The sequence below is a fragment of the Janthinobacterium sp. GL_088 genome (genome assembly GCF_057837845.1).
Genome location: NZ_CM174453.1, coordinates 3,293,724 through 3,313,820, shown reverse-complemented (window position 1 = coordinate 3,313,820; position 20,097 = coordinate 3,293,724). Strand labels below are relative to the sequence as shown.

The following is a 20,097-nucleotide window of genomic DNA, read 5'->3' as shown; positions in this document are numbered from 1 at the left end:
TCACCACTGCGAGGACAAGCCCATGCCACACGCGCAACACCAGGATGAAGATGGCCAGTCAGGCGATGAAGGCGACTTGTCCGACCTGCTCAGCGAATTGCGCATCCTCTTGCCGGGCGCGCAGATGCTGACGGCCTTCCTCATCATCCTGCCCTTCAACGGCGGCTTCGCGAAGATCGTGCAGGCGGAAAAAATCGTCTTCCTGCTGACGTTTTTTCTGTCCATGACCAGCCTGGTGCTGCTCAGCGCTCCAGCCATCCAGCACCGCGTCATGCGTCCCCTGCAAGACCGCGAACGCTTCAAGCGCGTGGCCGACCGCATCATGATGTGCGGCGCCTTTTCCCTGGCCCTGGCGTTTATCCTCGGCACCAACCTGGTGATGTCGGAAGTGTTCGGCCACGTCGCCGGCATCGTCGCCTGCCTGCTGATGGGCACGCTCATCGTCTGCATGTGGTGGTGGCTGCCCCTGCACCTGAAGCGCGCCAGGAAAATCTAGGCGACGACGCCCGCCTGCTCCAGCAAGGTTGCCCGAAAAATCCCCACCAGCGGACGCAGGTTGACCTTGTGCCAGGCCAGCCACAAGGGCGTGCGGTAGCTGAACCACGGCAATTCGCGCACGACGACGCCAGCCGGCGCGTGCTGGCGCAGGCTGTGCTGGATCATGGCCATGCCCAGCCCGGCCGCCACCAGGCCCAGCGCCGTCAGCGGTTCCGTTGCCTCCAGCCGGATATCGGGCGTAAAACCGGCGCGCGCGCAGGCGGCGATGAAGTTATCGTGTTTCAGCACGCTTTCCTTGTGCAGCACGGCAATCCACTCCTCGCCTGCCAGATCCTCCGGGGTCAGCTCGGCCTGGGCCGCCAGCGGGTGCGTTTCCGGCAAGGCCAGCAGCATGGGGTCGCTCAGCACTTGCGCGCAATCGAGGTCCGGGTCGTTCGGCAGCGGCGGTTCGCACAGCAGCGCGATATCGAGGCTGCGCTGGCGCAAGCCTTCGATCTGCTCGGCCGAATGCAGGTTGTACAGGGCAACGTGCACTTGCGGCCGCGTGGCGCGCAGGCTGCGCAAGCCGTCCGGCAAGACGCCCGCATGCATGGCGTTTTCGATATAGCCGATGCACAGGCCGCCTTCATCGCCGCGACCCAGGCGTTTCGCCAATGCTTCCAGGCGATTTCCGTGTGTGATAAAAGCGCGCGCTTCGGCGAGAAAAGTATGGCCGTCGCGCGTCAGGCGGATGCGCTGCGCGCTGCGCTCGAACAGGGTCAGGCCCAGCTTGTCTTCGAGCTGGGCGATTTGCCGGCTCAGCGGGGATTGGGAAATATGCAGGCGCTCGGCGGCGCGCCCCACGTGTTCTTCCTCGGCGACGGCGATGAAGTATTGCAATTGGCGGATGTCCAGCATATCAGACCCTCAAGGACTCAAGTTGCGCTAATTATGTCTTGGACAGGCTTAACTTGTCCAGCTATTCTGTCTTCACTGATCCACACATTGAAGGAAAACATCATGAGTATCAAACACTTACTGACAGGCAAACTGGGTTTCGGCACGGCGCCGCTGGGCAATATGTTCCGCAACATTCCCGAGCAAGAAGCGCTGGCGACCGTCGACGCGGCCTGGGATAGCGGCATCCGCTATTTCGATACGGCCCCGTTCTATGGCGCCGGCCTGGCCGAGCTGCGCCTGGGCGCCGCCCTGAAGCAGCGCCGCCGCGACGAATACGTGCTGAGCACCAAGGTCGGCCGCCTGATCCTCGACGAACTGGAAGACCCGGCCAGCCGCGAACTGGGCGAAAAAGGCGGATTGTTCGAATTTGGCCGCAAGAACAAGATCGTCGATGACTATACGGCCGACGCCACCCTGCGCTCGATCGAAGACAGTTTGAAACGCCTGGATACGGACCACCTCGACATCGTCTGGGTACACGACATCGCCCAGGATTTCCACGGCGACAACTGGCTGGCGCAATTCGAGATAGCCCGCACGGGCGCCTTCCGCGTGTTGACCCGCTTGCGCGAAGAAGGCGTCATCAAGGCCTGGGGCGTGGGCGTGAACAAGGTGGAACCGCTGGAACTGACCCTGGATTTAAGCGAAGCGCAGCCGGACGCCTTCCTGCTGGCCGGCCGCTACACCCTGCTCGACCATGAACGGGCGTTGCAGCGCCTGATGCCCGCCGCGGCAAGGCAGAACGTCGACATCGTCGTGGGCGGCCCCTACAGCTCGGGCATCCTGGCCGGTGGCGCGCACTTTGAATACCAGAAGGCCTCGCCCGAAATCATTGCTAAAGTGGAACGCATCAAGGCCATCGCCGCGCGCCATGGCGTCAGCGTGAAGGCGGCCGCCCTGCAATTTTCTCTGGCCAATCCGGCCGTGGCTGCCGTGATCCCCGGCGCCAGCCGTCCGGAACGCCTGGCCGAAGACCAGCAAGCATTGAACAGCGTCATCCCGGCCGCCTTCTGGCAAGACATGCGCGCCGAACAGCTGGTGTCCGCCTTCGCTCCGCTGCCTGGCAGCGCTACCTAATAGATACAAGGAACTCATCATGGCACATACCACTACCTCGATCGACATCGCCGCCACGCCGGCGCAAGTGTGGCAACTGATCGGCGGCTTCAACTCGCTACCCGACTGGCTGCCCTACATTCCCAGCAGCACCCTCAGCGACGGGGGGCGCATCCGCCACCTGGCCAACCCGGCCGGCGACGTCATCGTCGAGCAGCTGGAAGCGTACGACAACACAGCGCGCAGCTACAGCTATTCGATTCTGCAGGCGCCGTTTCCCGCCAGCGATTACCTGTCGACCCTGCAAGTGAGCCCGATTGCCGGCAGCGCTGGCGCGCGGGTCACCTGGTCCGGCCGCTTCACCGCTGTCGGCGTGAGCGAGCAGGAAGTGACGGAGCTGTTCCACGGCATTTATGTGGCGGGGCTGGAAGCGTTGCAACAAACCTTGTCTGAATAAACGGCAAGCAGGAACCAATTCCGCCACAGCCGTGCAATCTTCGCCCGCCTGTGGCGGAATCCGGCGGATTCCATGTTATCGTTAACAACAAGCGCAAGCGCTGTTATGTGCAGTGCAGCATATTTTGGCCGCCTCCCGGCAGAACTTGCCCGAATCTTTTACAATGTTGACTGTGGGCAGCTCTTCTGGCCCGAAACGCCGGGGCTGCTACTTCTCCTTGCCTTTCTTCACTTCGCATCCGGTAGCGCATTGCTGCCACTGCGGCTGAGCCACAGCACGCTTCTTCACCCTGTCACACCCTTACCAAACTAACAAGAACATGCACGCATCCGTAGATCCCCTGATTCCGCGCGTCACCGCGCCTTTTGGCGCCGGCTATGCCGACCTGGCCCTGGCCATCGGCGGCCTCGCCATCGGCACGGGCGAATTCGCCTCCATGAGCATCCTGCCCGTGGTAGCCGACGACCTGGGCACGACCTTGCCGCAGATGAGCCACATGATCAGCGCCTACGCGCTGGGCGTGGTTGTCGGCGCGCCCCTGATCACCATCTTCCTGGCGCGCATGCCGCGCCGGCTGATGCTGATCTGTCTGATGCTGATGTTCGCTGGCGGCAACTTGCTCAGCGCCATCGCCCCCAATTATGGCTTGCTGGTCGTCGCCCGTTTTGTCGCCGGCATCCCCCACGGCGCCTATTTCGGCGTGGCGGCGCTGGTAGCGGCCGCCCTGGCCGAACCGGACAAGCGGGGCCAGGCTGTCGCGCGCGTCCTGATGGGCTTGACCGTGGCGAATATCTTTGGCGTGCCGCTGGCCACGTATATCGGCCAGACCCTGGGCTGGCGCTCGGCCTTCTTGCTCGTCGCCGCGCTGGGCTTGCTGACCATGCTGATGGTGCGCATCTTCGTGCCGATGGTGGCCGCCGGCGATTCCAGCCCGCGCCGCGAACTGGGCGTGTTCCGCCGCCTGCAAGTGTGGCTGACCTTGCTAATGGTGGCGATCGGCTTCGGCGGCATGTTCGCCGTCTACACGTTTATTACGCCAACCTTGCTGGAAATCACGAAAGTGTCGCCCCTGGTCATTTCCATCTTGCTGGCCATCATCGGCGTCGGCATGACGGTGGGTAACCTGATCGGCGGCTGGCTGGCCGACCGCTCGCGCCTGTGGACCATCTTTGGCGTGCTGCTGTGGAACGTGGCCGCCCTGGCCGCGTTTACTTATACGAGCAGCAACGTCTGGTTGACGGCGATCAACCTGTTCGCCATCGGCGCCGGCATCGCCGTTGCCCCGGCCGTGCAGACGCGTTTGATGGACGTGGCCGGCGACGCGCAAACCGTGGCTGCCGCCCTCAACCATTCCGCCTTCAACATCGCCAACGCCCTGGGCGCCTGGGCCGGCGGCATCGCCATCGCCATGGGCATGGGCTTGCGCTCGACGGGCTGGGTCGGCGCCATGCTGGCCTGCGGCGGCATCGTCGTGCTCGGCATTTCCGTGCTGGTGGAAAACCGCAGCCGCAATGTGAGCGGCGCGCAGCCGGCTTGATGATGAATGAGCGGCCCCCCCTTGCGGGGGCCGTTCCTGCGCAAGCATTAGTCTTCGATGGCAAACGCCACCGCCGCCTCGCAATGAATCTCCGTGGTGTTAAATAGCGGCAAGTCGACATCGCCGGGCTTGATCAGCAGCGGTATTTCCGTGCAGCCCAGGATCATGTCCTGCGCGCCTTGCAGCCGCAGTTTTTCGATGATCTCCAGGAAAATGTTCCGGCTAACGTCGGTAACAATATTCTGCACCAGTTGCGTGTAGATAATGTCGTGCAAGATTTCCTGGTCGGCCTCATCGGGCGTCACCGTCACGATGCCGCACCGTTCCAGCGCCTGGTGATAAAAACTGCCCGCCATCGTTTGCTTGACGCCCAGCAGGCCGACTTTCTTCAATCCTGATTCCCGCACCCGCTTTGCCGTTTCCTCGACGATACTGATAAAAGGCAAGCCGATGCGCGGCACGACGGCCGGTGCGAAACGGTGCGCGCCATTCGCGCACAGCAGGAAGAAATCCGCGCCCATGCCTTGCAGGCGCTGCCCTTGCGTGACCAGGAATTGCTCGATGGCGCGGGAATCGGCTTGCGCCGCATGCGCGACGAAATCGGCCTGATCCATGCTGACCAGCATGATGCGCGCACTGTGCGCGGGCCCGATGCGCGCCACCAGCATTTCATTGAGCAAGCGGTAGTAGTCCAGGGTGGAAGCCCAGCCGATGCCGCCGATGAGTCCTATCGTCTTGTTTTGCACATTATTCCCAGCGAAAAGAATTGCGCAAATTATACGATAGCGATCACCCGCCATAAGTATGCCGACATTACGCGTCGATCCACGCAAACAACGCCTTGTCCGGTGTCACGGATTGATGCCAGGCGGACTGCAACTCCATCAGAAATCCAGCCAGGTCAAAGGGATTGATATCCATACCCGCCCAAGGTGGCGTCGTCGACCACGCCACCGCGATGGCGCTCAACTCGTCGGCCGCCATCCGCCCGAGCGCGTGCGCCATATCATCCCTGAACACGTACAGGTCGCGTCCCGCGATTCCTGCCGGCCGGAGCGCAGGTTCTGTCGACTGCGTCAACAATTGCCCAAGTGACACAAAGTCCAGCTCCCCGGGCAAGGTAATACCGGTGACGGGAAAAGAGTCAAACGCATCTGTCCAGCTGGCACACGCGCGCATGGCGGAGGGGGAACAGGCAAAGATATCGATTTTCTTCATGGCGCATCCAGGCATCAGCTCACATCGTGCCCGTTCGACGTCTCGCGGGAATATGTTTTTTCAAAATCGGCGACGCTGCCTGCCTCAGCCCACAAACGGGCGATGTAGGCGAACTCGCGCTCGAACGGCTGCTCAAAATCGGGCACGTCCGTCACATACTCGCAATTGCGGCTCAGCATGACCAGCCAGTCGGGATAGCCCAGCGCCGGATACAGGCGCGTCAGACTGGCGTCGAGCGATTGCACGCTTTCCCGGCCTGCCAGATAGGCGGCACGCAATTCGACGATGTATTTGCCAGCCAGGAATTGTTCCTCCAGGCGCGCGTCGCCACGGTAGCGTCCGATGATGGCCTCGGCCAGCGGCAGCACCTCGTCAACGCCCCGGGCGCTGGCCAGCAGCACGATATCGAGATCGTCGCCTTCCTGATCGAGGCGCAGGCGTTCGACGGCCCAGTCCACGCAGCGGTCGGCATGGCCAAATCCCATGCGCAGCTGGAAAACGGCGATCTCCAACTCTGTCAATTGTTCCATGATTTTCATTTTTCTGATGCCATCCTTACTCCGCCCCCAGCATCTTTTGCAGCACCGCATCGAGCTCGTAAAAATCCACCGGCTTGGTCAGGTGCAAATCAAAGCCCGCGTCGGACGCCATCTGGCGGTCCCTGTCCTGGCCCCAGCCCGTGACGGCCACGAGAATGGCGTCCTTGCCGCAGGGTTCACTACGCAACAGTCGCGCCACGTCGTAGCCATTCATGTGCGGCAACCCGATGTCGAGCAGTATCACTTGCGGCATGAAAACTTGTGCCGCCGCCATGCCGGCAGTGCCGTCGTAGGCCGTGCGCACGTCATAGCCGAGGATGTCGAGCGCCAGCGCCAGGCTTTCGGCTGCGTCGGCGCTGTCATCAATGACCAGCACCTTGCCTTCGCGCGTGCCGGCCAGCAGGCGGCGGTCGGGTTCGGGCGGCGCTTGCAGGGGCACGGCCGGCAGCGGCAGGCGCAGGGCGAAGGTGCTGCCCTGCCCGACGCCGTCGCTGTGCGCGCTGATGCTGCCGCCATGCAATTCGGCCAGACCGCGCACCAGCGACAGACCGATGCCCAGGCCTCCCTGGGCGCGCGACAGGGCCGGTTCCAGCTGCGAAAACAGCTCGAACACCTTGTCCAGATGCTCGGGCGCGATGCCGATGCCCGAATCGCGCACGCGAATGTACACGTCGTTGTCCGTGCATGCCACTTCCAGCCCGATGACGCCGTTGGCAGGCGTGTACTTGATGGCGTTGGTCAGCAGGTTGGCGATCATCTGGCCCAGGCGCGTCGCGTCAGCGTCGAGCCAGATGGCTTGCGGCCATTGCTCCACGAGCACCTTGTGGCCGGATTGCACCGCCAGCTCCGCCACGCTGTGCAGGGCCGCTTCCACCACGGGCGCCAGTTCCACGCTGGCGCGGCGCAGTTCCAGACGGCCCTGCGTGATGCGCGACACTTCCATCAAATCGTCGACCAGGTGCGTCATGTGCCCCACTTGCCGGCCCAGCACGTCGCGCGCCCAGCGCAGCTGCGGGTCGTCCAGTTGCGCCAGGCGCAACACTTCCAGCACATTGCGCATGGGCGCCAGCGGATTGCGCAGCTCATGCGCCAGGGTCGCCAGGAACTCGTCCTTGCGCCGGTCGGCGGCCGCCAGTTGCTCGTTGAGCTCGCCTGCCTCCTTGCGCGCCAGCTGCAACTGCTGCTCGTACTTGCGCCGGTCGCTGGCGACAAAGACGGCGATCTCGTCATACCGCACGCCTTCGTGCACGCGGCGCACGGCATTGAACAGCATGGGGATGGCTTGGCCCTGGCGCTGGCGCATGTCGAGCAATATTTCCGATACGCTGCCCTGCACCTGCATCAAAGGCAGCCAGTGCGTCTGGTGGTAGACGCGCCCGCCGATGGTCAGCAAGTCCTGCAGTTTCTTTTTCCCGAGCAACTCCCCTGCGCCATAGCCGAGCCAGCCGCAAAAAGTGGCATTCGCCTGCACGATGGTGCCGTCGGCCGTGCACAGCAGCAAACCGCAGGCCGCGTGCTGGAACAAAGTATCGGCGTCAGGCAAGGAAGGCATCATGTCGCGCATTACAGGTGCAGGCCGTCGAGAAAGTGACGGATGGCGCGATAGCTGGCATCGGGCACGCTCATGTGCGGGCAATGGCCCACATTTTCGAGCACCTGCAGGCTGCTGTGCGGCAGCGTTTCGCGCAGGTAGTCGCCCACGGAAGGTGGCGCGATGAAGTCGTCGCTGCACTGCACGATCAGGGCCGGCGTGCTGTTGTGCGGCAAGACGGCGCGGTGGTCGGACAAGAACGTCGCTTGCGCGAAATGCCGGGCGATGACGGGATCGGTGCGGCAAAAGCTGTTCACCAGGTCTTGCCCCAGCGTCGGCTGGCCGGGCGCGCCCATGATGGCAGGCGCCATGCCGGCCGACCAGCCCAGGTAATTGCTGTCCATGGCACCGAGCAAGTCGTCGATATCGGCACGGCTGAAGCCGCCCCGGTAACCGGCCGCCGCATCGTCGACATAGCACGGCGACGGCGCCAGCATGACTTGCGCGGCGAACAGCGACGGCTCGGCGATCGTGGCCAGCAAGGTGCTCATGGCACTGACGGAATGGCCGACGCAAATCACGGGAGCGCCACCGGCGGCATGGATGACCTGGCGCAAATCGGCGCCATGCGCGTCGAGCCGCGCGTAGCTATCGAAATCATAGGCACCCAGGTCGGAAGCACCGCTGCCGACCAGGTCGAACAGCACAGTGCGGTAGTGCGGACGAAACAGCGGCTCCAGGTAACGCCACATGGTTTGATCGCAGCCAAACCCATGCATGAACACCATGGTGGCTGCCGCGTGCCTTGGGGGCATAGCGCTGCATTCGCGAATGCGGACATTGTTCCGGTCTTCTATGCGCATGCCGCTTCAGCCTTGAATATTTCCATGTGGAATGTAAATTAACTTCTTGCTAGCATCTTAGCATGCGCTATTTAACCTTGGGCAACACCATTGGGGCTGGACAAACGCCACGCCACGGCGGATAATGAGAACGATTCCCATTATCAAAAATGTCAGGCCTGTACCAGGCCCATATTTGGCTCTTCCTGTGCGCCGCCTTGGCGCCTGCTGGCGGCAACAAGCCGGTTTCATGTTGAAGGTTTGTACCGCATGCGCGCTTTCTGGACTGTCATACACCGCTGGGCCGGCCTGACCATCGCCCTCTTCCTCATCGTTGCGGGCCTCACGGGTGCCGTCACGTCGTGGGACCACGAACTGGACGAATGGCTCAACGCCGACATCATGGACACGCCGGGCCGCGGTCCCCTGCAGCCACCGTTTGTGCTGGCACAAAAAGTCGCGGCCGCCGACCCGCGCGTGGAAGTCAATTACATGACCCTGGGCCTGGAAGAAGGCCATGCAGGCGCCTTCATGGTGCGGCCATTGACCGACCCGGCCACGAACAAGCCGTTCGTGCTCGACTACAACACCGTCTATATCGACCCCGTCACGGCGCAGATCACGGGCACGCGCGATTCGACGGCCATTTCCCTGTCGCGCCGCAGCCTGATGCCGTTCTTGCGCCACCTGCACTACAGCCTGCACGTGCCCGCCTTCTGGGGCACGGACCGCTGGGGTTACTGGCTGATGGGCACGGTTGCCCTGATCTGGCTGCTCGACAGCATGGTGGCCTTGTATCTGACCACGCCGCGCCGTTTGCGCCCGCGCGCGCAGGACGAGGCGCCACGCCACCGCGACGCCGCCAGTTGGTGGCAGCGCTGGAAACCGTCGTGGGTGGTGCGCTGGGCAGCCGGCGGCTACAAACTCAATTTCGATCTGCACCGCGCGGGCGGCCTGTGGGTGTGGCTCATCATCATTGTCGTCGCGTTTACCTCGTTCTCGCTGAACCTGTACCGGGAAGTGTTTTATCCCGTCATGTCGCTCGTGTCCACCACCACGCCGGGACCGTACGAAACGCAGACGCCGGCGCCCTACGGCACCTACATCACACCCGTGATCGGCTTCGAGCAAGCCGTCGAAATCGCCAAAAAGCAGGCCGTACAGCGCGGCATCACGGCGCCCATCGGCGGCATTTATTATGGCGGCAATTACTCGTTCTACAACGTCTCCTTCTTCGACCCGGCCGACGAGTTCGGCGCGGCCGGCATGGGCCTGTCGAACCTGTACATCGACGGCATGGACGGCAGCATCATCGGCCAGCACAAGCCGTGGGAAGGCACGGCCGCCGATGTCTTCGTGCAACTGCAATTCCCCCTGCACTCGGGCCGCATCCTCGGCTTGCCGGGACGCATTCTGATGTCCTTCATGGGCCTCATGGTCGCCATGCTGTCGGTGACGGGCGTCGTCATCTGGGAGCGCAAACGGCGCGCGCGCCGGCTGCAGGCGAGAAGCCATTGAACTTCAGTTGAAGCAACGATTCCCTAACGGCGCAGGCGGACTTCTTCAGCCTGCGCCGCACACGCGCAACGCGTAACGCCTTCGCACCTCGCACCTCCACACTTTGCTACCCACTAGCCGGCACATGCCGGCCGTCTGCGCTGCGCGCTTTTCGTGCGCCGCCCCTCAAATGCAGTTTACTTGCAATAGCATTACGCACAAGCTATTATTGCAACTCGATTGCATTTAAAAATTCACGCTGCGCCTGCGTCCAGCGCCAGCACCCCATTCCGCCTTTTTAGAGAGTCCCATGCGCCATCACGTATTCGCAGCCGCCATGCTGTCCACTGCCCCGCTCGCTTACGCGGCAGACGACGTTACCCTGCAGACCATCAAAGTCCGGGCAGACAGGCCTTCCACCATCGACAGCGTCGTGCTGGTCGAGAATACGCAAGCCCAGAACAGGACCTTGGGCGGCATGCTCGAGCATGTCTCGGGCGTGCAAAGCAGCGCCTTCGGGCCAAATGCGGGCGCACCGGTGATACGCAGCCTGAGCGGCAGCCGCGTGCAGATTCTCGAAGATGGCCAGTCCATCCTCGGCATGAATGCGCTCAGCGGCGACATCAACATCCCGTTCGATCCCCTGTTTGCGCGCAGCGTCACCGTCAACAAATCGTCCGATAGCGTGCGTTTCGGCGGCAATGCGATTGGCGGCAGCGTCGACGTCGATTCCGGCCTCGTTTCCAGGAAGATGGAAGACAAGCCGAAGGACCTGGAACTGATCCTGCGCAAGGGCTTCAACGATGCCGACGCCCAGGGCTTGCGCATGAACTTCAACGATGGGAAGCACTTCTCGACCAACCTGCAGATGTCCTTCCAGAAGATCGGACACTACGATATTCCGGGCAACAGCAAGGCCAGCGTGTGCAACAGCCAGCTGTTTCCCTTGAAGGGCGGCGTGAATACCTTTCTGGCCGACAGTTGCCAGAAAGAAGCGAGGATCCAGCAAATCTACAACAAGGCTTCGCAACCGTTTATCGACCAGTTCATGACGGAAAATCCGGACTGGGCCGATGGTGATTTTTCCTTCTATACGAATCAGCCGACATCCGTCTGGCAGCGCAAGACCTACGTCAATCCGGCCAACCCCGCTTACGTGCCGGGCACGCCATCGACGGCGCAAAACAAGATCAACAAGGACGTGACCCCCGATTACCACGGCACGCTGGGCAACAGCTACGTCAGCAATTCCCACTTTGCCGTCGGCAGCACCTACTTTTTCGATCGCGGCTACGTGGCCGTCAGCCTCGACACCAAGAATAGCGAGTATGGCGTGCCGGGCTTTTCCATGGAAAACAAGTCGTTCGGCGCGAACTATGATGAGGGACTGCCCGTCGGCGTGGTGATACAGCAGGATAAATATGCGCTGGAAGCCCATCTTCGCGATCCCCTTGCCTATCTTGAAAGCGCACAACTGCGCGTATCCCGCTTGAACAATGCGTCGGGAGAACGTCTCGGTGCGGCCAAGGCGAATGACTACCAGTTCGACACCAATCAGGCCGAACTCCTGCTGGCGCACCGGCGCGCTGGGCCCTTGAGCGGCTTGCTTGGCCTCAGCCGTCAGTCGAGGGAAATCACCGGCAGCGGCCCGCAGCTTTACCTGCCCGATGCGAGCACGGTCAGCAATGCCCTGTTCGTGAAGGAAAGCCTGGACTTCGACTGGGCCACCTTCGATGCCGGCTTGCGCCATGAAAAAGTCGATCACGAGATCCGCAAGAGCGGCTTCAAGACGTCGAGGAATGCCAGCAATTCCAAACTCGAGGACAAGTCGTTCAGCCTGAACAGCTATAGCCTGGGGGCGTCGGCCAAACTTGGCCAGCTTTTCGGTGCAAAGCTGCGCTATGCCGCCTCCGAAAGAGCACCCGACGTCAATGAGTTGTATGCGAGCAACCGCCACTATTCGATCATGACCCAGGAAGAAGGCAACCAGGACTTGAAGGCCGAGCGGGCGCGGAATACCGAACTCACCGCCCTGTTCGGCAATCGCGGCTTTGCCATGTCGGCAACGGGCTACGTCATGAAGTACGAGAACTATCTCTACCTTGGTCACTCGGGTGCCCAGATGGCCAATCGCCTGCCCTTGAAATATTGGAAACAGACGGACACGACGGTCAGGGGATTCGAGATCGACGCCTCCCAGGTGATTCAGCTTGGCAGCTACGGCAAGCTGAACCTCTCCGCATTCGCCGACCTGGTCAAGAACAAGGCGGACAATCCCGACAAGCTGCGCGCGCACAACGACGGCGCATACCTGCCCAACATGCCCACCAACCGCTATGGCGCCAACGTGCTGTGGGAAAACCAGGGCTGGAAGGCCAGGCTGTCCAGCACCTGGTACGACAAGCAGAAGTACCTGGGCAAGAGTGTCAGCGAGGAAGTGCCGCTCGACGGCTACACCATGGTGAACTTCCAGGTGAGCCGCGCACTGCAAGTGCCGAATTCACCGTTTGCAGGCCTCGAAGTGTTCATCAGCGGCACCAACCTGCTCGATGACGATGCCCGGCCGCACAATTCTCCACTGAAATACATCGCGCCCTTGCCGGGCCGTGGCTTCCAGATTGGATTGAGCGCCAGGCTTTAAGGCACGGCGCCGTTGCGCTCCCGCTGTACCAGCGCCAGCAGGCTGTCGCCCCGGTTGCCGTCGCAGCAGATGGCCACGCCATCCGTGAAGTCAGGCGCCGTCAGGCGCGTGAGGACGCTGCCGGGCGGCATTTCCAGTGCCAGCCGTGCGCCACGCTCCCACGCCAGGCGCACGGTACTGCTCCACTCCACGCGCTGCGCCATGTTGGCGGCCAGGCTGTCGCGGATGCGGGCCGGGTCGAACAGCGCGCGCGCAGCGCTGCTGCTCAGGTAGACGAGCGATGGGCGGCGCACGGCCACGCCCTCAATAGCGGCGGCCATGCCGTCCGCCGCGGCCTCCATCAACGGACAATGCGACGGCACGCTGACAGCCAGGCGTTTGGCCTTGCCGGCGCCATGCGCCAGGGCCAGCGCCATCACGGCTTGCAGGGCGGCTTCGCTGCCGGCAATGGCGATCTGGCGCGGCGCATTCAGGTTGGCGACATACACGGGCGTGGCCGCACCATGCACTTGCGCCAGCAACGGTTCGAGTTGCGCCAGATCAAGCCCGATGATGGCCGCCATGCCGTAGCCGGTGGGATACGCCTGCTCCATCAGCTGTCCGCGCCGCGCCACCAGGCGCACGGCATCGGTGAAATCCAGCGCGCCGGCGACGACGGCCGCCGCATATTCGCCGATGGAAAAGCCGGCCACCATGTCGGGCCGCGCGCCGCGCGCCGCCAGCGAACGCGCCATCGCCACCCCCGCGATCAGCAAGCACAGTTGCACGGCCCGCGTCGACGCCAGCGCGGCAGCCGTGTCCAGCGCCAAGGGATCGTGGCCCAGCACGTCCGCCGCTTCCGCCAGGGCCGCCGCCACGACGCCATCATCCGGCAGCGCATGCAGCATGCCCGGAGTCTGGGCGCCCTGGCCGGGAAAGGTAAATAACACGCTCATGCCAGCTCCCATGGCGTGGCCGTCAGCACGGGACCGCGGTCCGTTTTCAGCAAGACCTTGGCCCGCCCCGCCGCCCACTCGGCATACGCAAAACCGCCAACGCCCGTGTCGATCTGCAGGTCCAGCCGACACGCCGTGACGGTCGCCGCGATGGCGCGCAGGGCCTCGGCCTGGTTGGCGTCCGGCGGCGCGGCGATGCGCAGCACGAGATCGAGGTCGCTGTCGGCGCGCAGCACGGGCAAGCTGCTCGCCAGCGCAAAGCCCACGCCGCCCGTCGGCCCCCACGCCCAGCCCGTGGCGTCCAGCAGCGGCGCCACCTGCCGCAACGCGTCGAGCGCAGCGCAGGAACAATCAGGCACTGGCGTATGCGCCAACATTTCCGGCGTCACGCGGCGCACGACGGCGGCGGCATCCACTTCGCACGCATGCCGCTCGCTGCGCAGCATGCCGCGCACGCCCACGGGAATGCGTCCGGACGCGCAGCTGGCGCGCCGCACCACCACCGGTGCGGCCCGCAGCCACGCGGCGTCGGCCCAGGCGGGCAAGCATGCATCGTCCGGCAAGCCGTCCAGCCACAGCAAATCATGCGCGCGCCAGGCTTCCATCAGGCCACCACCGCCTTGACGGCAAAGAACAGCAACGATGGTCCCAGCAAGCAGCCCAGGCCCGTATGAAAGGTGGCGACCAGCGCGCCATACGGCACCAGTTTGCGGTCGGTGGCGGCCAGGCCCGCCGAGACGCCGCTGACCGTCCCGGCCAGGCCGCCGAAGACCATGGCCGAACGCGGCGTTTTCAGGCGCAAAAAGCGTGCCGCGGCGGGCGTGCCCACCATCACCAGGATGGCCTTGATGAGGCCCGCCGCGATGCTCAGGGCCATGACGTCCGAGCTGGCGCCGATGGCCGCACCCGTGACGGGGCCGACGATGTACGTGACGGCGCCGGCGCCGATGGTGGTCATGCTGACGGCGTCCGAATAGCCAAACGCGTACGCCACGCCGGCGCCGACGAGGAACGGCAGCACCACGCCCAGCATCAGCGCCACGACGCCGATCAGGCCCGCCTTGCGCGCTTCCGTCGCCTGCACTTCGAAGGCCGTGGCGACGATGGCGAAATCGCGCAGCATGGCGCCGCCCATCAGGCCGATGCCGCCGAACAGCGACAAATCGGCCAGGCCCTTGTGGCCGCCGCTATGCACGCCGCCCCAGTAAGCGAGGCCCAGGCCGATCACGATGGCAATGGCCGAACCGTGCACGCGGCCCAGGGTCAGATACTTCGACAGCGCCACCGACAGCAGCATGATCAGGCCGACAAAGGCGAAGGCCGTCACCAGGCCATTGTGGATGGCGGCTTTTTCAAAGAGCTCAAGCATGACGGTGCTCCTTCATCAACATCGACTCGGCTTCGGCGGCGGCGATGGCGGCCGGGCTTTCCATACGATTAATCAGCGAGATCACGGCGCCGCAAACGAGCACGGAACCGATGGCGGCCAGCACGGCCACCGGCCCGCCGCGCAGCGCCGCCACCACATCCTGCTGCGCCGCCATCGCCACCACCACGGGAATATACATGGCGCCCCAGTATTCAACGCCCCGTTCCGTCATCTGCGGCAGCCACGCGCGGCGCTGCATGTAGAGCCGGGCGCAGATCAATAGCAGCATGGCGATGCCCACGCCGCCCACGTTGGTCTTGACGCCCATCAGCTGCCCGAGCAGGTCGCCCAGGAAGATGCCGAGCAAGTGGCATAAGGCCAGCAGTGCAGTTCCGTAAATGATCATGATTGTCTCCGTTATAGGAATAGGAATGACTTGATGTCTTCTCTGTTGTTTCACCTACCACTGCTGCCCCAGCACCTCCCTGACTTTTGCCGACGCCTGGCGGTGCGGCGCGCCCAGGCGGCTGGACAGGTCGCGCTGCGGATCGGCGCGGATGTCACTAAGGGCCGCCTGCAGGCAGGCGTCGACGGCGGCCGTGTCCTGCGCCGACGGATCGTCCGGCTGCGCCACCTGCAAGGTTTGCCACAGCAGGCCCAGGGTGGCATAGTTGCCAATGTCGTAGGCCATCGGCGCGATGCTTGCGGCCAGCGCTTCGAGCGCCGCCACGGTGCGCAGGGTGATGCGCGCTGCCGAGGCCTTGCCCATCGCGTGCACCATCACTTGCGGATCGTCGAGCGCGATCAGGCGGTTGGCCTGGTAGCCGTGCGCGAGGAAGGCGCCCGACATGGCCTTGCCGACGATCAGGCCGATCACGGGATGGCCAGCCAGGCGCGCCTCGGCATACGCCCCCGCCGCGCCGGCCAGCGCCTGGTGGATGCCGTACGCTTCCTCGCGCCGCCCATACGCCTGGCTGGCCACGTCGATGACGGCGACGATGGGCCGTTTCACGGCCAGGTCACGGTCCTCAAGTACCACCTGCTGCACGGCGCGCGCCAGCTGCCACGCCTCGACCAGGCCGACTTCACCCGTACGGGCGCGCGTAAACCGGTTGTCCGGGTCGGGCAGCACGGCGAGGTAGCGCGCAGTTTCTCCGGCCAGCGGAGCGTCGACCACGCGCACGGAAGGCGGGTAGCCGTCCAGCGGCGCAGCGTTATTCGTGAGTGCCGCCAGCCAGACGGCGCCCCGGCTCGTATCGGTGATGGCGTTCATGCTGCGACTCCTTTGCTGTAGATCAAACGGACGGCTTCCGGCGTGGCTTGCACACTGGCGTCGACGTCGGCCAGGCGCGCCAGGTAGCCTTCCGCCTGATCGCTGCGGTGCTGTGGCGGCAAACCGCGTGCGAACAATGCGGCCACGGCGGCGCGCATCTGCACCGTGTCGTCTTCAACATAGACGTCGGCCAGGCCGCTGTGGAAGCGCTGCTCGCCGCCCGTCAGGCTCCAGATGAACGGTTTGTTGCGCGAGTCGAATTCGTCCACGCCCGCCTCCTGTTCGATCACGGCGGGGCCGTTGAGACCCAGGCGCGCCTCTCGCGTGACGACCAGATAGCTGCACAGGCCCGCCGCGATCGACATGCCGCCGTAGCAGCCGACGGTGCCGGCCGTGATGCCGATCACGGGCTGGTAGCGGCGCAGGTCGACGATGGCGGCATGGATGTCGGCGATGGCAGCGAGGCCCAGGTTGGCTTCCTGCAGGCGCACGCCGCCCGTCTCGAACAGGATCACGGCGCGTGTCGGTATGCCGTGGCGGTTGTCGCGCGCAGCCAGTTCCAGCGCGCCGGCGATTTTCGCGCCGCCCACCTCGCCCATGCTGCCGCCCTGATAGGCGCCTTCGATGGCCAGCACCACGGCCGGCTGGCCGTCAAACAGGCCCTTGGCCACCACCACGCCATCGTCAGCCTGCGCAGTGACACCTTGTTGCGGCAGCCAGGGCGACGCGATGCCGCAGAACGGGTCGAGCAGTTCGCGCATGCTGCCTGCGTCCAGCAAGGCCCTGGCCCGGCTGCGCGCTCCGCGTTCGATGAAGCTGTCGCGCTCCAGCAGTTGTTGTAATGTGCTCATGCCGTCCTCCCCGCTTGCAATTCTTCGTAGGCTTGCTCGATGCGCATGCGCACCACGCCCGGCGTGGCGCCGCAATCGTTGATGACGATGCGCGCCGCCGGCAGAGGTTCGCCGCCGAATACGCGCTGCAACAGCGCATCCCACACGGCGCCCTTGCCATCGACGGAGGTGTTGACGACGATGCGGGTCACGCCATCGTCGCCTGGCTGCAGCAGCACTTCCAGGTCACCCGAGCCGACGACGCCGGCCAGGGCGCGGCTAGACGCCGGCGGCCCGGCCGGGAATGTATAGTCACGCGTTTCCATGCGCTTCTCCTTGTGTCAATCGGTCGAGGAACAGGGTGGCCGCCAGCAGATCGGCCGCGCCGCCCGGCGACACGCCGCGCGCCAGCGCCACCGCTTCCAGCGCCCGCAGCGCCTCGGTACCGGCGGCAGTGGCCGCGCCGCCGGCCGCCAGCACGCGCGCCGCCCCTGCCTGTAATGCCAGTAGGGCCGTCTCGCCGCCGCGCGACAGCACGCAGGTGTCATCGAGCTGGCTGACTATCGCCAGCAAGGCGTTCAGGCGCGCCGTCGTCTCGTTGTCACCGCGTGCCCGCGAGGCGTGCAAGGCCGGCAATCCGGCGCCTGTCACCAGCGGAAAGCCGGCCCGGGCCTGGCCCCGTGCGCCATCGACCTGGTACTGGCGGCACGCCAGCTCGCCCTTGTTGCCGGTGGCGCCAGGCGCGCCGCGGTCATGCAAACGGGCCAGCGCGCCGGCCCGCGCCGCCACGGCTGTTGGCGCCAGCGACGCGCCGCGCGCGCCCTGTTGCGCCGCCGCCGTCACCAGGAGTCCCAGCGCCCAGATGGCGCCCCGGTGCGTGTTCACGCCACCCGTGGCCGCCAGCATGAGCGCCTCGCCATCGCGGCCGATGGCACCGATGCGCTGGCGCAGCAGATCGTCATCTTCACTCTGCGCGCCAGCGTCGGCCATGGCGGCAAACACGGGCTGTAGCACGCAGGCCGAATGGCACATCAGGGCCCAGTTCAAGTCCGTGTGGGCGCCACGGCTGCGCAAATCAACCAGGCCGGGTTTCGGTGTCAGGGTCACTTCATCGAGCAGCGCCTGCAGCACTTGCCGTCCCAGCGCGGCAGAACGTATCTGCACTGGCCTTATCATCATTGTGCTCATTGCAATCATTACCAGCTCCTGAATTTGGCGGGTGGTTGATACAGGCCGTCGGACCATTCGACCAGGTCGGCGATGCTTTTCGCCGCCAGCAGCGAGCGGTTCGCAGCGCCGCGCTGCACGCCGATATCCTCGGGCAGCGCGATCAGGCCATCGGCGCGCAATTTCGCTGTCGTCTTCGGGTCGTGGCGCAGGCCGATGGGCGTCACGCCGGCGACCGCCGCCAGCATGGCCTTGCGCTCTTCGAGCGAGCGGGCCTTGTACAGGTAGGCGATGCCCTCTTCCGTCAGCACGTGGGTGACGTCGTCGCCATAAATCATCACGGGCGCCAGCGGCATGCCGCTGGCCTGGCCCACTGCGACGGCGTCGAGCGATTCGACGATCGTCGGCTGGCCGCCATCCTGGAACGTCTCGACCATCTGCACCACCAGCTTCTTGCCGCGCGCCAGCGGGTCGTCCGTCTCGATCAGGTCCAGCCAGGCCGGCGTCGGGTGGCGCCGGCCGTGCGGATCGTGGCCCATATTGGGCGCGCCGCCAAAACCCGCCAGTCGGCCATTCGTCACGGTCGACGAGTTGCCCAGGCCATCCATCTGCAGGGTGGCGCCGATGAACAGGTCGACCGCGTACTGGCCCGCCAGCTGGCACAGGGCGCGGTTCGAACGCATCGAGCCGTCGCGGCCAGTGAAAAACACGTCGGGCCGCGCGGCCGCATAGCCTTCCATCCCCAGCTCCGCGCCGAAGCAGTGCACGCTTTCGACCCAGCCCGTCTCGATGGCGGGGATCAGGGTCGGATGCGGGTTGAGCACCCAGTTGCGGCAAATCTTGCCCTTCAAGCCCAGCTGCTCGCCATAGGTGGGCAAAATCAGCTCGATGGCGGCCGTATTGAAGCCGATGCCGTGATTGAGCGACTGCACCTGGTGTTTTTCATACACGCCGCGGATCGCCATCATGGCCATCAGCACGTGCACGGGCTTGATGACGCGCGGGTCGCGGGTAAACAGCGGCTCGATGAAAAATGGTTTGTCGGACTGCACGACGAAATCGATCCACGAGCCGGGCACGTCGACCCGCGGCAAGTCGCTGACATCGTCGACGATCTGGTTCACCTGGGCGATGACGATGCCGTCGCGGAAGGCGGCCGATTCCACCAGAGTCGGCGTGTCCTCGGTGCTGGGGCCCGTGTACAGATTGCCCTGGCGGTCGGCCATGTAGCCGGCCACCATGACGACGTTGGGCGTGAGGTCGACGAACAGGCGCGCATACAGTTCGATATACGTGTGGATGGCGCCCACTTCCAGCAAGCCATCCTGCAGAAACTGGGCGATGCGCAGGCTTTGCGTGCCGGCAAACGAAAAATCGAGCTTGCGGGCGATACCCCGCTCGAACAGGTCCAGGTGTTCGGGCAGGCTGACGCTGGGCATGATCAGGTGCAGATGGTGGATCTTGTCGGGGTTGACCTGGGTCAGCATGCGGGCGAGGAAATCGGCCTGCTTCTGGTTATTGCCTTCGAGGACGACGCGGTCGCCCGGCGCAAGCAAGGCTTCCAGCACGGCGACCATGTCGCCCTGTTGCAGAACGGGGCCGCTGGCGTACTGGCGCACGGCTTCCAGGCGGAGGCGCTTCTCGGTGCGCCGCGTGTCCCATTGTTTTTGCCGCTGCCCTGGCGCTGCTGTGGCGGTTGACATCTTGCCTCCGAATTGAGCTATCGAAGCCTGACGATAGAGCGAAAACGGAGCCGCGACAATCAACC

21 protein-coding genes are annotated in these 20,097 nt (G+C 64.5%); 6 read left to right on the top strand and 15 right to left on the bottom strand.

Annotated elements, in window-relative coordinates:
• Positions 1-22 precede the first annotated feature (22 nt).
• Positions 23-496, top strand: a complete 474-nt coding sequence (locus AC3IQ7_RS14950) for a DUF6328 family protein (protein ID WP_489206500.1) — start codon at positions 23-25, stop codon at positions 494-496.
• Here the strand turns inward: AC3IQ7_RS14950 and AC3IQ7_RS14945 are convergent.
• Entirely contained in the window at positions 493-1,395 is a 903-nt protein-coding gene (locus AC3IQ7_RS14945; RefSeq protein ID WP_489206499.1) for a LysR family transcriptional regulator, read from the bottom strand. The genes AC3IQ7_RS14950 and AC3IQ7_RS14945 overlap by 4 nt on opposite strands.
• Positions 1,396-1,497: 102 nt before the next feature.
• Here AC3IQ7_RS14945 and AC3IQ7_RS14940 point away from each other — a divergent pair, with 102 nt between their 5' ends.
• The 3 genes from AC3IQ7_RS14940 to AC3IQ7_RS14930 all read left to right on the top strand — a co-directional run bounded on the left by AC3IQ7_RS14940 (position 1,498) and on the right by AC3IQ7_RS14930 (position 4,487).
• On the top strand, positions 1,498-2,514 hold the full coding sequence (locus AC3IQ7_RS14940) for an aldo/keto reductase (RefSeq protein ID WP_099376948.1): 1,017 nt from the start codon (positions 1,498-1,500) through the stop codon (positions 2,512-2,514).
• A gap of 19 nt (positions 2,515-2,533) precedes the next feature.
• Positions 2,534-2,950 (top strand): SRPBCC family protein, encoded by a 417-nt coding sequence (locus AC3IQ7_RS14935; protein WP_099376949.1) that lies wholly within the window; start codon positions 2,534-2,536, stop codon positions 2,948-2,950.
• 319 nt (positions 2,951-3,269) lie between these two features.
• The gene (locus AC3IQ7_RS14930) at positions 3,270-4,487 is read left to right on the top strand and encodes an MFS transporter (RefSeq protein WP_176390681.1); all 1,218 of its coding nucleotides are present in this window, start codon (positions 3,270-3,272) and stop codon (positions 4,485-4,487) included.
• 47 nt (positions 4,488-4,534) lie between these two features.
• Here AC3IQ7_RS14930 and AC3IQ7_RS14925 read toward each other — a convergent pair whose 3' ends face one another.
• The 5 genes from AC3IQ7_RS14925 to AC3IQ7_RS14905 all read right to left on the bottom strand — a co-directional run bounded on the left by AC3IQ7_RS14925 (position 4,535) and on the right by AC3IQ7_RS14905 (position 8,638).
• Positions 4,535-5,233: an aspartate/glutamate racemase family protein gene (locus tag AC3IQ7_RS14925; RefSeq protein WP_489206498.1), complete on the bottom strand. Its 699-nt coding sequence runs from the start codon at positions 5,231-5,233 to the stop codon at positions 4,535-4,537.
• A 67-nt stretch (positions 5,234-5,300) separates the two neighbouring features.
• On the bottom strand, positions 5,301-5,705 hold the full coding sequence (locus tag AC3IQ7_RS14920) for a hypothetical protein (protein WP_489206497.1): 405 nt from the start codon (positions 5,703-5,705) through the stop codon (positions 5,301-5,303).
• Between the two features lie 14 nt (positions 5,706-5,719).
• A complete protein-coding gene (locus AC3IQ7_RS14915) occupies positions 5,720-6,235 on the bottom strand; it encodes a hypothetical protein (RefSeq protein ID WP_489206496.1) in 516 nt (171 codons plus the stop codon).
• A gap of 25 nt (positions 6,236-6,260) precedes the next feature.
• Complete coding sequence (locus tag AC3IQ7_RS14910) at positions 6,261-7,799, bottom strand: hybrid sensor histidine kinase/response regulator (RefSeq protein WP_489206495.1); 1,539 nt, start codon at positions 7,797-7,799, stop codon at positions 6,261-6,263.
• 8 nt (positions 7,800-7,807) lie between these two features.
• Positions 7,808-8,638 (bottom strand): alpha/beta fold hydrolase, encoded by an 831-nt coding sequence (locus AC3IQ7_RS14905; protein ID WP_489206494.1) that lies wholly within the window; start codon positions 8,636-8,638, stop codon positions 7,808-7,810.
• Between the two features lie 249 nt (positions 8,639-8,887).
• Between AC3IQ7_RS14905 and AC3IQ7_RS14900 the strand changes: the two genes are divergently transcribed.
• Together AC3IQ7_RS14900 and AC3IQ7_RS14895 are read left to right on the top strand one after the other, a co-directional pair.
• Positions 8,888-10,135 (top strand): PepSY-associated TM helix domain-containing protein, encoded by a 1,248-nt coding sequence (locus tag AC3IQ7_RS14900; protein ID WP_489206493.1) that lies wholly within the window; start codon positions 8,888-8,890, stop codon positions 10,133-10,135.
• 289 nt (positions 10,136-10,424) lie between these two features.
• The gene (locus tag AC3IQ7_RS14895) at positions 10,425-12,755 is read left to right on the top strand and encodes a TonB-dependent receptor (protein WP_489206492.1); all 2,331 of its coding nucleotides are present in this window, start codon (positions 10,425-10,427) and stop codon (positions 12,753-12,755) included.
• On the opposite strand, the gene mdcH is transcribed toward AC3IQ7_RS14895, so the two are convergent.
• The 9 genes from mdcH to mdcA are packed head-to-tail and all read right to left on the bottom strand — an operon-like array spanning position 12,752 to position 20,032.
• Positions 12,752-13,690: a malonate decarboxylase subunit epsilon gene (gene mdcH, locus AC3IQ7_RS14890; protein ID WP_489206491.1), complete on the bottom strand. Its 939-nt coding sequence runs from the start codon at positions 13,688-13,690 to the stop codon at positions 12,752-12,754. The genes AC3IQ7_RS14895 and mdcH overlap by 4 nt on opposite strands.
• The gene (locus tag AC3IQ7_RS14885) at positions 13,687-14,295 is read right to left on the bottom strand and encodes a malonate decarboxylase holo-ACP synthase (protein ID WP_489206490.1); all 609 of its coding nucleotides are present in this window, start codon (positions 14,293-14,295) and stop codon (positions 13,687-13,689) included. The genes mdcH and AC3IQ7_RS14885 overlap by 4 nt, the downstream gene beginning before the upstream one ends.
• Entirely contained in the window at positions 14,295-15,059 is a 765-nt protein-coding gene (madM, locus tag AC3IQ7_RS14880; RefSeq protein WP_035818466.1) for a malonate transporter subunit MadM, read from the bottom strand. The genes AC3IQ7_RS14885 and madM overlap by 1 nt, the downstream gene beginning before the upstream one ends.
• Positions 15,052-15,465, bottom strand: a complete 414-nt coding sequence (gene madL, locus AC3IQ7_RS14875; RefSeq protein WP_099376957.1) for a malonate transporter subunit MadL — start codon at positions 15,463-15,465, stop codon at positions 15,052-15,054. Before madL ends, madM begins: the two co-directional genes overlap by 8 nt.
• Positions 15,466-15,519: 54 nt before the next feature.
• The gene (gene mdcE / locus AC3IQ7_RS14870; RefSeq protein ID WP_489206489.1) at positions 15,520-16,332 is read right to left on the bottom strand and encodes a biotin-independent malonate decarboxylase subunit gamma; all 813 of its coding nucleotides are present in this window, start codon (positions 16,330-16,332) and stop codon (positions 15,520-15,522) included.
• Positions 16,329-17,183, bottom strand: coding sequence for a biotin-independent malonate decarboxylase subunit beta (locus tag AC3IQ7_RS14865; RefSeq protein ID WP_489206488.1), 855 nt, complete (start codon positions 17,181-17,183; stop codon positions 16,329-16,331). Before AC3IQ7_RS14865 ends, mdcE begins: the two co-directional genes overlap by 4 nt.
• Entirely contained in the window at positions 17,180-17,488 is a 309-nt protein-coding gene (locus AC3IQ7_RS14860) for a malonate decarboxylase subunit delta (protein WP_035818456.1), read from the bottom strand. The genes AC3IQ7_RS14865 and AC3IQ7_RS14860 overlap by 4 nt, the downstream gene beginning before the upstream one ends.
• Complete coding sequence (locus AC3IQ7_RS14855) at positions 17,475-18,359, bottom strand: triphosphoribosyl-dephospho-CoA synthase (protein WP_489206487.1); 885 nt, start codon at positions 18,357-18,359, stop codon at positions 17,475-17,477. Before AC3IQ7_RS14855 ends, AC3IQ7_RS14860 begins: the two co-directional genes overlap by 14 nt.
• Positions 18,359-20,032, bottom strand: coding sequence for a malonate decarboxylase subunit alpha (gene mdcA / locus AC3IQ7_RS14850; protein WP_489206486.1), 1,674 nt, complete (start codon positions 20,030-20,032; stop codon positions 18,359-18,361). Before mdcA ends, AC3IQ7_RS14855 begins: the two co-directional genes overlap by 1 nt.
• Positions 20,033-20,097 lie beyond the last annotated feature (65 nt).